Below are 14,760 nucleotides of genomic sequence, written 5' to 3'. Positions count from 1 at the left end.
CCCCGGTCTCCGGAGTCGCCCGCGTCCCTCAGCAGTGGTCGACGGGTTCGGCCGCGGTGAGTTCGTGCGATGCCCTGGCGTCCAGCAGCAGCGGTATCAGGGACCGCAGTGGCTGGCGCAGCGGGACCAGCGCGCCGCCTGCGGGTGACGGGAGGGTTTCGATGCCGTGCAGGGCGAGTTCGTCCTGGGTGTCCGCGTACTGCTGCGCGGTGAGCCGGTAGGCACAGGGCGGATCGGGCAGGGTCCGGCCGGGGGGTGCGGGTGCGTTGTCGGCACCGTCGAGGTGGACCGGTCCCCGGTCGGCGAGGCCTTTGAGGCGTGCTGCGGCCGTGGCCGAGGTGATGTGCCCGCGTCGCTCGTCCGCGAAAGCGAACATCCCGTCCAGCGCGACGAGGTGGGACCGCACACGATGCCGGTTGTTCAGGGCCGGGTCCGCCTTCTCCGCGTCCGTCACCGGGGTGGTGCGGCTCTCGATGAGCAGACCGATCGCGTGCTTGATGCCGGCGGTGTTGCGCAGGATGCGCTCCTGCCCGTCTCCGGCGACCTGTTTGACCGGATCGCCGGTGGCGGGGTCGGTCCAGATGCCGTAGGTGCCTGTGGTGTGACCGGCGTCGTGGGCGGCGGGGCGTACATAGGCCTCCGAGAGGGTCTGTGACTCCCGGTGCACACGAGGGTCGGTGTTGAGGTTGCGCGGCCAGAGGTCGAACAGGTCCTTGTCGTAGTACGGAGGGGTGGCGCCGTACTCGTGGAGGTCGTAGACGATGTCGGGCCGGTGGTCCCGGATGACGGCGGCGAGCGCGCGGCTCTCGGCGGTCTTGAGGGCGATGTGGTCGCGGTTGACGTCGACGCCGTCCGCGTTGGTGCGCGTGTGGGCGGCGCGGCCGTCGGGGTTGGCGGTGGGGACGACCAGGACGGTGGTGCGGGAGAGGAAACGCAGGGTGGCCGGGTCCGTGGCGCGGGCGAGGTCGCGGATGCGGATGAGGCAGGCTTCCCGCCCGGCGGGTTCGTCGCCGTGCTGGCTGCAGGCGAGCAGCAGGGTCTCGGCGGTGTGGCGGGCGGGGCCGATGCGGACCAGTCGGAGCGGTCGGCCCTGGCGGGTGGTGCCGATGCGGCGGACGGCGACGCGGTCGTTCCACCCGTCGAGGGCGGCCAGGAGGCGCTGTTCCTCGGCCTGGGTCGTCCAGCGGGACCCGTTGCTGAGCTCGAAGCCGGTCCGGGGCGGGGTGCGGGCGGCCTGCGCGGGGGTCTGGACGAGGGCCAGGGTGAGTGCGGCGGTCGTGAACGCCGTCACGAGCGATCTGCAGATCATGCGGGTGCTCTGCGCATGTATCCCCATGGGGCGGAAAGTACCCCGGTTCACACCTGCGCAACAGAGTGCCGAACCGGCCGTCCCCGCTCCCGGGGCGGACTTCCTCCCCCCGGTCCCTGAGGAATTCCCCAGGCGGCAAACCCGTGAATTCCGGGTGTCCGGATGGCCCGTGCATTGGATACAACGTTCTTCAAGCCGCTCCGGGTGCGCTCCGGAGCGCGCAACGGGGGAACGGAACGGCGCACGCCCGGGTAGCGCCATCAACCCTCCCTCGTGCAACGAAGAACAGCGCAAATGGGAGGTGATTCCGGGAATGAAGCTGGAAACAGTGGCATTCGTCGAGCACCGCAGCATGTCCACGCAGCCCGCTCTGGCAGCCTTCGGGCAGAGCGCGAGTGTGGCCATGGCCGTGCCGGGGGGCTGTTGCTCCTGCGCGGGCTGCTCCTCGTGCTCCTGCGGATCTGTGGTCCGCCCCACCTGACGCGTAGACCTGCGTCAGCGTCCGGCGCGTAGGCCTGCGCCGGACCACGTGTGATGTCCGAAGCCGCGGCCTGCCGGGCGGGGGCCATCCCCCGCCCGGTGCGGGCCGCCTGTTCACGACCGAATCGTCGCGCAGCCGCAGGAGCCCCGCATGAAGCTGTTCAAACCGTCGATCGTCAACATCCCCGTGGACGACGTGGCGGCCGGGATCACCTTTTACCAGAAGATGCTCGGGATTCCGCTCGCCCGCAATCTCTCGTATGCGATCGCCTATCACGCGCCGGTCTCCAGCGACGGTGTGCTGCTGGTCATCACGAAAAAGCGGTTCGAGGGCGAGCCGGTGACGGTCTATTACGCGGTCGAGAGCCTCAAGGAGTCCCTCGGCGAACTCACCGCAGAGGGCGGGGAAGTGATCGCCGGGCCGTACGACCTGCCGATCCCCAAGAAGATCCGCCCGGAGTTCCGGGAGGAGTTCAAGCACAGCCCGTTCGCACACGAGGACGCCGGCGACTCCCTGGGGACGGGCGCCTCCGTCCGGGACCCGCAGGGCAACCGCTTCGGGCTGCTGGAGTTCAACGAGTGGGCGCACGCCACCTTCAAGCTCGGCCCCTACGCCCGGCCGGTGACCGAGGAGCAGATGAAGGACCAGATGATCGCGCTGGACAGGGACGTCCCGCAACCGGCGGAGATCTTCGAGGAGTGAGCAGGCCTTCCGGGACACGAGCAGAACGAGCAGAAAGGAAACCGCCCCATGCCCGAGGTGCCCGCAGGAGAACTGGGCCACGCGGCCATGGCCATCACCTCCTACCGTACGGTCAGCCCCTCCGTCGCCGCCTCCGGACTGCGCACCCACCAGCTCCGCTTCGAGAACCTGGGCGACGCGCGCCTGCCCCGGCCGGCCGAGGAGTTCCTGGCGGCGGGCCGGCTGCGCCGCTGGAACCGTGAGGACGGCCTGTCGGCCTCGGCCTACTTCGCCGACCCGACCGTCACCGCCCTCGCCGAACTGGACCGCGAAACGGGCCCGGGGGACGCCGTCGCGCTGCCCGCGAGCGTCCCGGTGGTCATGGAACTGGGCGAAGCCGTCCACCGCCGCCGCAGCGTCCGCACGTTCAGCGGGGACGCCGTCGGACTGCCGGAGCTCGCCACCGTACTGCGCCACGCCGGCGGCATCACGGCCGAGGGCGACGTCGAGCTGATGCGCGGCGGGACGGCCGTCTACCGCTTCCGTACCGCACCCAGCGGCGGCGGGCTCTACCCCGTCGAGATCTGGTGCGCGGCGCTGGACGTCGACGGCCTGGAGCGCGGCCTGTACCGGTACCGGGCCCCGGCCGACGCACTGGCACCCGCCGGCGGCGCCAACGCCGTCACCCGCGTGCTCGACGCGATGGCCGTCCCCGAGGACCTCATCACCCTCGGTGCCGCCTCCGCCCTGCTGCTGCTCGTCGGCCGCCCGTGGCGCTCCATGCGCAAGTACGGCCCCCGCGGGATGCGCTTCGTCCTGCAGGAAGCCGGTGCCATCGCGCAGAACACCCACCTCACCGCCACCGCCCTGGGCCTGGGCAGCGTCGACTGCGCCAGCTTCTACGACGACGAGATCAATTCCGCCATCGGCGCCGACGGCACAGCAGCGGCCGTGCTGCACACCATCGTCGTCGGGTGGCAGGGCTGAGCCGTGGGCACCCATGCGGACAGGCCGCTGCTGGTCTACGTACACATCCCCTTCTGCAGCTCGAAGTGCCACTTCTGCGACTGGGTCACCGAGATCCCCACCTCCGAGCTGCTGCTGAAGGAACACGACACGGCGCGGGCACGGTACGTCGACGCGCTGTGCCGGCAGATCCGGCAGACCGGCCGCGAACTGACGGCCGCCGGCTACCGGCCCGCGATCCACTACTGGGGAGGAGGAACGGCCAGCATCCTCGGCGAGACGGAGATCATGCGCATCGGCGAGGCGCTGCACTCCGTGCTCGACCTCTCGGACCTGCGCGAGGCCACCATCGAGTGCAGCCCGGAGACCGTGTCCCCGGCCAAGCTCAAGGCCTTCCGGGAGATCGGCTTCTTCCGGATGAGCAGCGGAGTGCAGTCCTTCGACGACGACCGGCTGCGCCGCCTGGGGCGGGCCCACCGGGCCGACGGGGCACGGCGCGTCTTCCAGCTGGCCGCCGAGGCCGGGTTCCGCGACCTCAACATCGACCTGATGTGCGGCTTCCCCGAGGAAGAGCTGGCAGAGGTCGAGCGCACCGTACGGACCGCACTGGAGCTCCCCGTCACCCACGTCTCCTACTACCCCTTCCGTCCCGCCTACGGCACCGTGATGCGCAAGCAACTGCGGCGCGGCGACCACGTCATCCTGCGCGACGAACAGAAGCAGGCCTACCGGCTGGGGGCGGGGCTGCTGGAGGAACACGGCCACCCCGAATACGCCTTCAGCCACTTCGGCCGGCGGCGCTGCCACAGCGACCTGGCCTACTTCCGGCTGGAGATGGACTGGGTGGGCTTCGGGGCCGGAGCCGCCTCACTCCTCGGGGGCGAGTACGTCGCCTCGCCCCGGGGACGGCTCGCCGCGTTCAACCGCGACCCCTTCGCCGGCGCCGAACGCGACCCCGTCGCATCGGCCTCGGTGGCCCCCCGGCTGATGTACCAGTCGCTCACCACCTTCGAGGGCGCCCTCGTACGCAACTGGGAGGAGCGCGCCGGACGCCCCTTCGACCAGATCACCGCCATCCCGGCCGTCCGCTCGCTCCTGCGCTTCCTCGAGACGGCGGGCGGCCTGCGCAGAGACGCCGACGGGCTGCGGATGCCCCGCGAACGCATCGCCGACGCCTTCATCGACCTACAGTTCGCCTCGGCGCCGGACGAGGGCAAGCGGGCCCGCGGCGCCGCCGCGGTCTACGGCTGAACCGGCGCCGTTCCACGTAACGACGACGAACGCCGGCCCCACCCGACCACCGACCACCGACTGCCCACCGCCACGCACAGGGGGAAGACCACGTGCGCACCTCCAGGAACATGAGGATCAAACGATCCGTGACCGTCGTCGGGCACAGCCCCGACATGGTCGAACTCCGCACGGGCGTGTGGAACGCCCAGTCCTTCGTCATCACCGACCACGCCCGCTCGGGAAAGCTGTTCAGCGTGGTCAAGGGCCTGGACGGGGCACTCTCGCGCGGCGAGCTGGCCAAACGGGAGGACATGCCGCGCACCGAGGTCGAGGCCATCGTCGACCACCTGGACCAGCTCGGTCTCGTCGAGCAGGAACCCGCAACCGCGCTCGACGCCTACCTCGACCACGTCGAGACGCTCGCCGCCCCCCAGGACCCGCCGCCCACCGACCGCCCCGTTTACCTGCTGGGCGGCTCCGAGCCGGCCCGCGCCGTCGCCGCCCACCTCGCCGGCCTCGTCCCCTCCGGAGTGACCGAAGTGCCCGCGGACGACCCCGCCCGGCAGGCCCTCGACCGGCTGGCCGAGGAGGGCGCGGCGGACTCCCTGCGCGTCACGGCCCTGTGCGAGGCCGCCGAGGCGTGGCGCGACGGCCTCGTGGTGTCCGTGATGGACCAGGTGGACCCGCCGCACTTCCAGGCCCTCAACCGCATGGCGCTGGAAGTGGGCTTCCCCTGGGTGCACGGCGTCGTCGACGGACCCTTCCTGTTCGTCGGCCCCACGTTCGTACCGGGCCGCTCGGCCTGCTACTCCTGCTTCGAGCGGCGCGTCACGATGAACCTGCGGGAGAGCGCCAGCTACCTCGCCTACAAGGACGCCCTCGCCCGCGGCGCCGTCCGCCGTGGCCGGCCGGCGGTCCTGGGCGCCGTCGCCGCCCTGCTGGCCTCCCACACGGCCCTGGAAGTCGTCAACTTCCTGCACACCGGCTCGACGTTCACCATCGAGAAGACGCTGGGCATCTACCTGCCCTCGATGGAGATCAGCTACAGCGAGGTACTGCCCCTGCCCGGCTGCCCCGAGTGCGGCTCCCTGCCCGAACGGGACGACAGCACCCTGTATTTCGACCCCCGGACGTGGCTCCATGACTGACACGGACGCAAGGGGAACCGGGATGACGGAAACCGCGATGACGGAAAGCGGCATGACGGAAGCCGGCATGACGCAAGCCGGCGCCATCCGCGTCGCCGTCCCGCCCGCCACCCGCGCCGAGCGGCTCCGCCGCCGCATGCACAGCCCCCTGTGCGGACTCCTGCAGTCCATGGGCCACGTGCACGGCGGCCGTTCCGACCCCCGCATCCTGTGCGCGGGCGGCGAGATGACAGGCGTGCACGTACCGCGTCATCAGCCGGCACCGCCGCCGTCCAGCTACCACATCGGCGGCTACGGCCTCCTGCGCTACGAGAGCGAGATCCGCACCCTCGGCGAGACGGCCGAACGCTACGCCGGGTACATGGCGGCCGTCAGCGGCCGCCACCCGGTGGACTTCCGGCCCTACGAGCAGCTCACCGCCGAAGGCCGCACCGTCCTGGAGCCGGGCGCCTACCGGTTCTTCACCCCGGAGCAGCTCGCCGCGCCCTCCTTCCCGTTCCGGGCCTTCGACCCTGCCGCGCCCGTCGGCTGGATCAGGACGGCCTCCCTCACCGACGGCGGCGACACCTGGCTCCCGGCCCAGCTGTTCCTCGTGGGCTACGTCGTACGGGACACCGAAGGCGAGCCCTGGCTCAATGCCGCGGTCACCACGGGCACCGCGGCCCACACCACCCACAGCAGGGCACTGCTCGGCGCACTGCACGAGGCCGTCCAGCTCGACGCCGCGATCGGGCACTGGCACGGCGGCCTGCCCAGCACCCGGATCCGCCCGGACGCCCGCACCCGCCGGCTCGAGAGGATCACCGACCGCTGCCTGCCGGACGGCTTCGGCCGCCCCGAGTACCACTGGCTGCCGGTCCCCGGGCTGTCCGTACCCGGTCTTCACACCGTGGTGTGCCTGCTGCGCGAGCCGGGAGGCGGCTTCCCCGCGATCGTCGCCGGACAGGGCGTCGACGGCTCCCTGGAAGGCGCCATGTACAAGGCCCTGCTGGAAGCGGCGGGCGTCAGGGGCCTCGCGGTGATGTCCGCGGTGACCGCGCGGCTGGAGCAGGAGGCGGCGTCCGGTCCCGCAGGACAGGCACCGGCCGAACGGTCGCCCGCATTCGACCTGGAGAGCAACGTGGTCGCCTACGCCCAGCCCGGCGGTGCGGCCGCGGTCGAGAAGCGGTTCGGCGACCACCGCGAGGCCGTCGCCGGCGAACTGCCCCCGGACGACACCCGGACGGCCCGCGAACAGGCCGTCGCGATCCTGCGCGCCTACCGGGAGGCGGGCCGGCGCCTCTACCACGCCGACCTGACCACCCCCGACCTGCGCGCCCTGGGCCTGTTCGTGGACCGCGTCTGGTCGCCGGACACCCTGAGCCTGCCGTTGCCCGGCGCTCCGGCCGCGGCGCACCCCCGTTTCGAGGACTACGGAGGGTTCCGCAGCAGTGCACCTCACCCTTACCCCTGAGATCACCCATACCTCCGAGATCACTTTCGCCTCCGGGATCGGCCTCACCCCCGACACCCGCACCTACATGTGGGCCGCCCTCGCCCTGTGCAGCGCCTCCTGCCTCACGCTCGCCGCACACCTGCGCACCCGGTGGCTCGCCCACCGCGGTGTGCGCTTCATGCCGGTCCACGTCTGCCTCATGACCGTGCTGACCGCGGCCGGCATCGCCGCACTCGGGCCCGGCGGCATCGCCACCGGGCCGCTGTGGCCCGGTGCCGCGGGGCTGGCCGCCGGAGCGGCCTGCGGTCTGCTGGTGATCTGGTCCGACGGCGCCGTCACCCGGTGGAGCGCCGGCCGGGCGCGCGCGAGAACCACCACCGCCGGGCGGGGGAGCGCGCGCCGCCCTCAGGAGGCCCGCGTGCGTTCCATGCGGCCGGTAAGGGCACCGGGGGCCTCGCCCGGCGACGGCCCGCGCCGCCGCGTGATGGGCATCGCCAAAGGCCGGGGCGGCTACGTACCCACCGCCGAGGACTACCGGGTCGGCCTGGGGTGGCTGCTGGCCGTGGCCGTACTGGAGGAACTCGTCTTCCGGGGCGTACTGCTGCGCATGGCGCTGCGCCCCGGGCACGACGGGCTGCGCGTGGCGGGCGTCGTGGGTGTCGTCGTGATGTTCGCCCTGTCGCACATCTTCTTCGGCTGGGCGCAAGTGCTCGCCAAGCTGCCGCTGTCGGTGCTCGCCACGACGGCGACGCTGATCACGGGCAGCGTCTGGGCGGCCGCCGTGACCCACATGGTCTTCAACGCGTACGTGTGGCGCCGCCAAACCGCACTGCGCATCGGCTACCGCCGCAAGGAGGCCGCTCCATGACCGCGCACTGGCCATGGGCGGTACGGCTGGCCCTGGCCACCGCCTTCGTCCCCGTCTACTACTGGTGGTGCAAGCGGCTGCTGTTCACCGGCGCGCGCCGCTGGGCCCACCGCTTCACCAAGGACCGCAGGTACGACCGCAGCGAGATCGGCGGCGTCATGGAACTGTCGGCGGCGGCCGTCAGCCACGTCCTCGCCGTCGCCGTACTGCTGTGGCTGACCGGCCTGCCCCTGTCCGCCATCCATCTGGACTCCCTCGACCCCGTGCTGCTCGTCCTCGGAGTCCTGGTGGGGATCGGGGAGATGGGCATCGCGTCGTTCCTCTGCCGGCTGGTGATCGAGGCGTCACTGCACAGGCCCGGGCGGCCCGGACGGCCCGGACGGCGCGGCTCACGGCTGCCGGCCGCGGCGTCGGCCGGCACGGCCAGGCTCGGCGGGCCCCGCGACGTCGGCGGATGGATCGCGATGAGCCGGGGCGGCTGGCTCCGTCACCACTTCAAGACCGTCGAAGTGCTGCCGCTGCCCCTGGCGGTGACGGTCATGGCGGTCCAGGTCGGCTGCGAGGAGACGGTCTTCCGCGGCGTCCTCTTCGGCTACCTGGGCAGCGCGGGACTCCCCGCGACCCTCGCCGTCTCGGTGGTGCTCTTCGTGCTGATGCAGTGCTTCTTCATGGGGTCCTGGCGTGCGGCGATGTTCCCCATGGTCGGCGCCCTGGTCATGGGCATCGCGCACGGTCTGCTGTTCTGGGCGGTCCCCGCCCTGCCGCCGCTGATCGTCGCGCACGTCACGTTCTTCCTCTTCGCGGTCCTGTGACGGGGGAGGGGAGGCCCCGCTTCGTACGTACAACCGACCGGTCACCGCCGGCCATTGACGACTGCCGACGACCCACGACCCATCAGGGGGGAACGACGTGTTGCACGGCCTGTCCCTGCTGCCCGACTGCCGGCCCGAGCGCCGCGGCGCGGCCGAGTACTTCCACGACGTGCTGAACCTGGCACGCATCGCCGACTCGGCCGGACTCAGCCATGTGAAGATCACCGAGCACTACCTCACGCCCTACGGCGGATACTGCCCCAGCCCGCCGGCCTTCCTCTCCGCTGTGGCGGCCTGCACCACCCGCATCAGACTGCTCACCGGATGCCTGCTGCCCGTCTTCCACCACCCCGTCCGGCTCGCCGCCGAGACCGCGATGGTGGACGCCATCAGCGGCGGCCGGCTGGACGTCGGTTTCGCGCGCGCCTACCTCCCGCAGGAGTTCGAGGCGTTCGGCATCGACATGGACGAGAGCCGCGAACGCTACGAGAAGACCATCGAGGCGGTCGTCCGGCTGTGGACCGAAGAGGACGTCACCGAGGAGACCCCGTTCTTCTCCTACCGGCGGGCCACCAGCCTTCCGCGGCCGGTGCAGCGGCCCCACCCGCCCGTGTGGGGAGCGGCCGTACGCTCCCGGCAGAGCTTCGCCTGGCTGGGGGAGCAGGGCTACAAGCTGCTGGTGACGCCGGCGCTGACCCCCCTCGCCGACATGCGGGACAACATCGACCTCTACCGGGAGGCGTACCGGGCACGCCACGGCACGGACGGCCCGGGCCCCTTCGTCGCCGCCAGCCTGCCGCTGCTCGTGGCCGACGACGACCGCACGGCCCGGGCGACCGCCGACCCGCTGCTCGCCGCTTACCTGGACGTGTGGGCCGAGGCCACCTCGACGTGGCAGAAGACCGCGTCCCGCGACTACCCCGGCTACACCGGCATGTCCCGCGCCATCCGGGCGATGACCCCGCAGCGCTTCCGCGAGACGGGCAGCGCCGTCGTGGGCGGACCGGCGAGCGTGACGGAACAGATCGCCGCCGTCACCGAGGCCCTGGCACCCGACTGCCTGCTGTGGCAGGCGGACTACGGAGCCGCGCCCGGCGACGTGGCCGAGCGCAGCCTGCGGCTGTTCGTGGACAAGGTCCTGCCGGCGCTGCCGTGAGGACGGCCTGCCGATTCACCGACCCGTCGAACCCTCGGAAGGACGCCATGCTGCCCAGGAGACTGCGCTGCGCCCCGCGCCGCCTGTCCGCCCTGTTCACCGCCGGCACATCGGGCCTCGCCCTCACCGCCGGCCTCGTCCTCGCCCCGGCTGCCGCCCCGGCCGCGGCCACCCCCTCCGCGCCGTCGCACGGGACACCGGCCTGCCGCGAACTGCGCGTACCGGCGCCGGGCACTTCGGTGACCGTTGCCGGACGGCTGTGCCGCCCCGCGGGACCGGCTCCGGACACCGTGCTCGTCCTGGTGCCGGGCATCACCTACGACCGCCATTACTGGACGTCCCGGCCCGCACCGGGCGCCGCCTCCTTCCAGGAAGCGATGGCTGCCGCCGGCCTGGCCACCGTCGCCGTCGACCGGCCGGGCACGGGCGCCAGCGGCCGCCCCGACGCCTCCGCCACCGACCTCGGCTCGGAGGCCGACGCCCTCCACGCAGTCGTCGGCGCCCTGCGAACCGGTGCGGGCGGACCGCGCTACCGCCGGGTGGTGGCCGTCGGCCACTCCTTCGGCTCTGGGGTGGCGCTCGCCGAATCCGTACGCCACGCGGACGTCGACGCCCTGGTCCTCACCGGGTACGGGCACGGCGCCGGCCCGCTGCTGGAGGAGTTCGGCCGCAGCCTGCACCCGGCGGCGGAGGACCCCGTCCTGTCGCACGACCACCCGCCGGCCGGCTACTCCACCACCCGCCCGGGCACCCGCGCCAGGTTCTTCCACAACCTCTCCGACACCTGGCCGGGCACCGTGTTACGGGACGAGGTGACCAAGAGCACCGTGACCTCCGGCGAACTGGCCACCCTCGGGGACGCCTACGCACCCGCGCTCGCCGCACGCGTCCGGGTCCCGGTCCTGGTGGCGCTCGGCGGCGAGGACAGACTCGTCTGCCACGGTCCCTGGCTCACCTGCACGTCCGCGGAACAGGTCGCCGGAGTGGAGCGCACCCTCTTCACCGGCACCCGGCTGACCGCCTACCTGCTGCCGGAATCGGGGCACGCACTGGAAGCGGCCGCGAACGCCGGTCAGTGGCACGGCTTCCTCGCCGGCTGGCTGCGGTCGGAGGCGGCACGGTCTTCGGGGTGAGCCGACGGGCTCTACAGCCCCAGGGCCGCGGCTCTCGCCGTCGCGGCCGTGCGGTTCTTGACGCCCAGCTTGGTCAGGACGTTGCGTACGTGGAACTCCACGGTGCTGCTCGCCAGATGGAGCCGCGCACCGATCTCGCGGTTGCTGACCCCGGTCCGCAGCAGGTTCAGAACCTCCCGCTCGCGGCGGGTCAGCGGGGACGCCGGCGGCTCGCCGGCCGCCATGTCGGGGTGGAATCTCTGGTCGACCACCGTCAGTCCACTGGTGGCGGCCAGCAGCGCCCCGGCCACCCACCCGGGGTCGGCCGCCGCCGACAGATAGGCGTCACATCCGCGCCGCAGCCAGCGCAGGCACCGCGCCTCGTCCGCCGTGTTGCCCAGAAGTGCCCAGCGGATGCCCGGACATCGGTGCTTGGCGTCGTCGACGGCCGCCTCGATGGTCTCGTCGGGCACCGCGGGCCCGAGCACCAGCCAGTCGGGCGGCTCGCCGTCGTCGGCCAGCGCCCTCGTCCACCGCCGCGGACCACCGTCCACGGACCTTATCCGCAACGGGGCGAGGAAACACTCGCTGCGATACGACCATGGAGCCCACTCGCCGATGAGAAGGCCGGAGCACAAAGGGGCCGACCAATGGGAGATCAAATAGCCGAATGGCTCGCCGCCGCCGGCGGCAGGTAAGGGAGCCGGTGTGATGTCCCTGGTTCGCAAGGTAATCCTCCCTGCCGGACCGCTCGGTCGGCCGGCCGCCGCAGGAGATTTCCTCACGTTCTTGTCCGTGGTTTCTCCGCGGCAATGGCTTTACGGCACGATGCTCGGCCCGGGATGAATCGTCCACCCGGTGGGCGGATGGGCGATGGTGACGTCCGCTCAGGGGGAGCGGAGGCAGTCGGCCCGACCTGGCAGGAGGCGGAGAAATGCCTGGTGAAGTATGCCCTTGATCGGTTCGCTCTTCACCGGCGAGCGCGGAGACGGTTTCCGTGATCTCTCGGTGGGCCTTCCGATGGATCTCCTGAGGAAAATTGGAGTACTGGGCTCCATGGAAACCCGTCTTCCTCTCTGCCGCACTGTGCACAGGCGCCGGGAAGACCTCTTCAGGATTTCCCCGCCTTGCCCCCGTCCCGCCTCGCAGCGTAAAGTTCCGCCGCATCCAGTGTCAACGCCACTGGCCGTACGGCAAGTTGGGTTGCAGGTTCCACTTCTGGCCCACGGAAAAGAATGGCAAAAGCGATGACGGAGGCGCACGTGAACGAGCACGACTCCCTCCCCGAACGACGCCGGCCGGTCTACGGCCTGGACGCCCCGCCGGTGGTCGCCGCCTTCGGCGCCGTCGGAGCCCTGGGCGCCGCATGCGTCGCCGCCGGCATCCGGGCCCGGATCGCCCCCCTGGCCTGGGCCGGACTGCCGCCCCTGATGCTGGGAGGGCTCACGCTCACCGCCATGACCGCCTCGTCCAAAATCGGAAAGATCAGGCTCTGCGACCGCCTCCTCGACGACCTGCACCTGCAGGGGGACGAAGACGTGCTCGACCTCGGCTGCGGCAGCGGGCAGATGCTGCTCGGAGCCCTCGGCCGGCTGCCCCGGGGCACCGGCACCGGCATCGACCTCTGGCGGTCGCAGGACCAGCGCGGCAGCAGCCGCGACACCTGCCTGCGCAACGCCCGGGCCCTGGGCCTGGAGAGCCGTCTGACCCTGGAGGACGGCGACATGACCGACCTGCCGTTCCCGGACGCCTCCTTCGACCTGGTCACCGCCTGCCTGGCCGTTCACAACATCCCCGAGGCCGAACAGCGCGCGCGGGCGATCCGCGAGGCCGCCCGTGTCCTGCGGCCCTCCGGCCGCCTGCTCGTCGTGGATTTCATGAAGACCGAGGAGTACGAGCGCGAGGCCTCGGCCGCGGGCCTCGCCGACGTTCAGCGCTCCGGCCTGATACCGCTCATGTACCCACCCGTCCGCGTAGTCCGGGCCCGCGCCCCGCACAAGGACGAGCAGTAGCCGGCTGACTGACTGGCTCACTGGCTGCTGACTGACGCTCCTTCAGTTCGATGTGACCCGGCGGCTTTTGGACATGGCTGTGCTCCAGCCGCGAACGCATGCAGACAAGCCGAATGTAGACAAGCCGACGATGCGCAGGCCGCACGCGTCCGAACGTGGGCGTGGCACCCGGCCCCGGCCTCCCATTGGCGTACTACATAGGGCGAGCGGGCCCGTGCGGGAGTGAGGCTTACAGCACCGACCTGGAGGTGTGCTGTGTCCGGACTCCGCAACAACGGCATCAGGCTGTTGCTTCGCCCCACCGCTCTGACGGTTGCTCTGCTCACTACATTGACGTCGCCGGTCTCCCCGGCGGAAGCCGCCGGTACAGCAGAACCGGTGGTACGGCAATCCGCGCCCGCGCGCGGATTCAAGCATCCGGGGGTGCTGCTGAGCAGGACTCAGCTCAACCGCCTCCGCAAACGAGCCAAGGCCGGCGGCGAGTGGCGGTCGTCGTTCGCCGCGATGCGCCACAGCCGGTACGGGTCGCTCGACTACACCGCGAGGCCCGAGCGGATCGTGGAGTGCCCGCCGGACGACCGGCCCGGCTACGGGTGCGTCGAAGAACGGCAGGACGCGATCGCCGCGTACACGCACGCGCTCCTCTGGTACGTCACCCGGGACCGCGCGCACGCCCGCAAGGCCGTGCAGATCATGGACGCCTGGTCCGCCGTGGTCAGGGAGCACACCGAAGGCAACGCCGGGCTGCAGGCGGCATGGGCCGGCAGCTCCTGGGCGCGGGCGGCGGAGATCATGCGGCACACCTACGGCGGATGGCCGCGCAACCGGGTGCGGCGGTTCTCCGGCATGCTGCGCACGGTCTACCTCCCCGAGGTGACCGCCACCGCACCGGACTACAACGGGAACTGGGACCTGACCATGACCGACGCGGCCATGGGGATCTCGGTGTTCCTCGACGACCGGCGCGGTTTCGACAAGGCCGTGCGCAGGTTCCGTGCCCGTGTCCCGGCCTACTTCTACCTCAGGTCCGACGGCCCCCTGCCCAAGCGCCCGCCGGGCAGCCACATCAGGACCCCCGACAGAACCAGGGAGTACTGGTTCGGGCAGCGCAGGTTCGTCAACGGCCTCGGCCAGGAGACCTGCCGCAACTTCACCCACATCGGCTACTCCCTCGCGGCCACCGCCCACATCGCGGAGACCGCCTGGCACCAGGGCCTCGACCTCTACGGCGGCGAGGCCGGCAAACGGATGCGGGCCGCGCTCACCCTCCACGCCCGGTACCAGCTGGGCGCCCACGTGCCGCATTGGCTGTGCGGCGGCAATCTGGACCTCGCCATGGGGCCGGACACCGAGGTGGCCCTCAACCACTTCCGCAACCGGCAGGGCATCTCGATGCCCCAGGCCCAGCGGGCCGCCCAGCGGCTGCGGAAGGTGGGAACGGACGACCTCTTCGTCGCCTGGGAAGCCCTGACCCACGCGAAGAACCGCTGAGCGGGTCGCTGACCGCTGACGGCCGATCACCGATCGCCGACCGGAGCGGGCAGTGC

At 71.7% G+C, this 14,760-nt stretch carries 13 protein-coding genes; 11 read left to right on the top strand and 2 right to left on the bottom strand.

Annotation, left to right across the window (positions count from 1 at the left end):
- Positions 1-28 precede the first annotated feature (28 nt).
- Positions 29-1,336: a M14 family metallopeptidase gene (locus tag IE241_RS09535; protein ID WP_373300625.1), complete on the bottom strand. Its 1,308-nt coding sequence runs from the start codon at positions 1,334-1,336 to the stop codon at positions 29-31.
- Positions 1,337-1,940: 604 nt separating this feature from the next.
- Here IE241_RS09535 and IE241_RS09530 point away from each other — a divergent pair.
- The 9 genes from IE241_RS09530 to IE241_RS09490 all read left to right on the top strand — a co-directional run bounded on the left by IE241_RS09530 (position 1,941) and on the right by IE241_RS09490 (position 11,222).
- A complete protein-coding gene (locus IE241_RS09530) occupies positions 1,941-2,492 on the top strand; it encodes a VOC family protein (RefSeq protein WP_190021235.1) in 552 nt (183 codons plus the stop codon).
- A gap of 48 nt (positions 2,493-2,540) precedes the next feature.
- Complete coding sequence (locus IE241_RS09525) at positions 2,541-3,458, top strand: SagB family peptide dehydrogenase (protein ID WP_190021234.1); 918 nt, start codon at positions 2,541-2,543, stop codon at positions 3,456-3,458.
- A gap of 3 nt (positions 3,459-3,461) precedes the next feature.
- Positions 3,462-4,688 carry a coproporphyrinogen-III oxidase family protein gene (locus IE241_RS09520; protein ID WP_190021233.1) on the top strand — a complete coding sequence of 409 codons (1,227 nt, stop codon included), beginning with the start codon at positions 3,462-3,464 and terminating at the stop codon, positions 4,686-4,688.
- A gap of 92 nt (positions 4,689-4,780) precedes the next feature.
- Positions 4,781-5,818, top strand: a complete 1,038-nt coding sequence (locus tag IE241_RS09515; RefSeq protein ID WP_190021232.1) for a TOMM precursor leader peptide-binding protein — start codon at positions 4,781-4,783, stop codon at positions 5,816-5,818.
- Between the two features lie 22 nt (positions 5,819-5,840).
- Positions 5,841-7,271, top strand: coding sequence for a YcaO-like family protein (locus IE241_RS09510; protein ID WP_190021231.1), 1,431 nt, complete (start codon positions 5,841-5,843; stop codon positions 7,269-7,271).
- The gene (locus IE241_RS09505; RefSeq protein WP_190021230.1) at positions 7,249-8,121 is read left to right on the top strand and encodes a CPBP family intramembrane glutamic endopeptidase; all 873 of its coding nucleotides are present in this window, start codon (positions 7,249-7,251) and stop codon (positions 8,119-8,121) included. Before IE241_RS09510 ends, IE241_RS09505 begins: the two co-directional genes overlap by 23 nt.
- Entirely contained in the window at positions 8,118-8,933 is an 816-nt protein-coding gene (locus tag IE241_RS09500) for a CPBP family glutamic-type intramembrane protease (RefSeq protein ID WP_190021229.1), read from the top strand. The genes IE241_RS09505 and IE241_RS09500 overlap by 4 nt, the downstream gene beginning before the upstream one ends.
- A gap of 97 nt (positions 8,934-9,030) precedes the next feature.
- The gene (locus tag IE241_RS09495; protein ID WP_190021228.1) at positions 9,031-10,089 is read left to right on the top strand and encodes an LLM class flavin-dependent oxidoreductase; all 1,059 of its coding nucleotides are present in this window, start codon (positions 9,031-9,033) and stop codon (positions 10,087-10,089) included.
- Positions 10,090-10,136: 47 nt separating this feature from the next.
- Entirely contained in the window at positions 10,137-11,222 is a 1,086-nt protein-coding gene (locus IE241_RS09490) for an alpha/beta hydrolase (RefSeq protein WP_190021227.1), read from the top strand.
- A gap of 11 nt (positions 11,223-11,233) precedes the next feature.
- Here IE241_RS09490 and IE241_RS09485 read toward each other — a convergent pair whose 3' ends face one another.
- Complete coding sequence (locus IE241_RS09485) at positions 11,234-11,755, bottom strand: helix-turn-helix transcriptional regulator (protein WP_190021226.1); 522 nt, start codon at positions 11,753-11,755, stop codon at positions 11,234-11,236.
- 708 nt (positions 11,756-12,463) lie between these two features.
- On the opposite strand from IE241_RS09485, the gene IE241_RS09480 reads away from it, so the two are divergent.
- The gene (locus IE241_RS09480) at positions 12,464-13,213 is read left to right on the top strand and encodes a class I SAM-dependent methyltransferase (RefSeq protein WP_190021225.1); all 750 of its coding nucleotides are present in this window, start codon (positions 12,464-12,466) and stop codon (positions 13,211-13,213) included.
- A gap of 285 nt (positions 13,214-13,498) precedes the next feature.
- Positions 13,499-14,704: an alginate lyase family protein gene (locus IE241_RS09475; protein WP_190021500.1), complete on the top strand. Its 1,206-nt coding sequence runs from the start codon at positions 13,499-13,501 to the stop codon at positions 14,702-14,704.
- Positions 14,705-14,760: the final 56 nt, after the last annotated feature.

This window comes from Streptomyces hiroshimensis (assembly GCF_014650335.1).
Classification (GTDB): Bacteria; Actinomycetota; Actinomycetes; order Streptomycetales; family Streptomycetaceae; genus Streptomyces; species Streptomyces hiroshimensis.
The sequence above is the reverse complement of the archived record's forward strand: the minus strand, read 5'-3'. Positions and strand labels throughout refer to the sequence as shown.

Coding starts and splice junctions, on each gene's coding strand:
- IE241_RS09535 (WP_373300625.1), bottom strand. CDS start 1,336: ATGGGGATACATGCGCAGAGCACCCGCATGATCTGCAGATCGCTCGTG.
- IE241_RS09530 (WP_190021235.1), top strand. CDS start 1,941: ATGAAGCTGTTCAAACCGTCGATCGTCAACATCCCCGTGGACGACGTG.
- IE241_RS09525 (WP_190021234.1), top strand. CDS start 2,541: ATGCCCGAGGTGCCCGCAGGAGAACTGGGCCACGCGGCCATGGCCATC.
- IE241_RS09510 (WP_190021231.1), top strand. CDS start 5,841: ATGACGGAAACCGCGATGACGGAAAGCGGCATGACGGAAGCCGGCATG.
- IE241_RS09500 (WP_190021229.1), top strand. CDS start 8,118: ATGACCGCGCACTGGCCATGGGCGGTACGGCTGGCCCTGGCCACCGCC.
- IE241_RS09490 (WP_190021227.1), top strand. CDS start 10,137: ATGCTGCCCAGGAGACTGCGCTGCGCCCCGCGCCGCCTGTCCGCCCTG.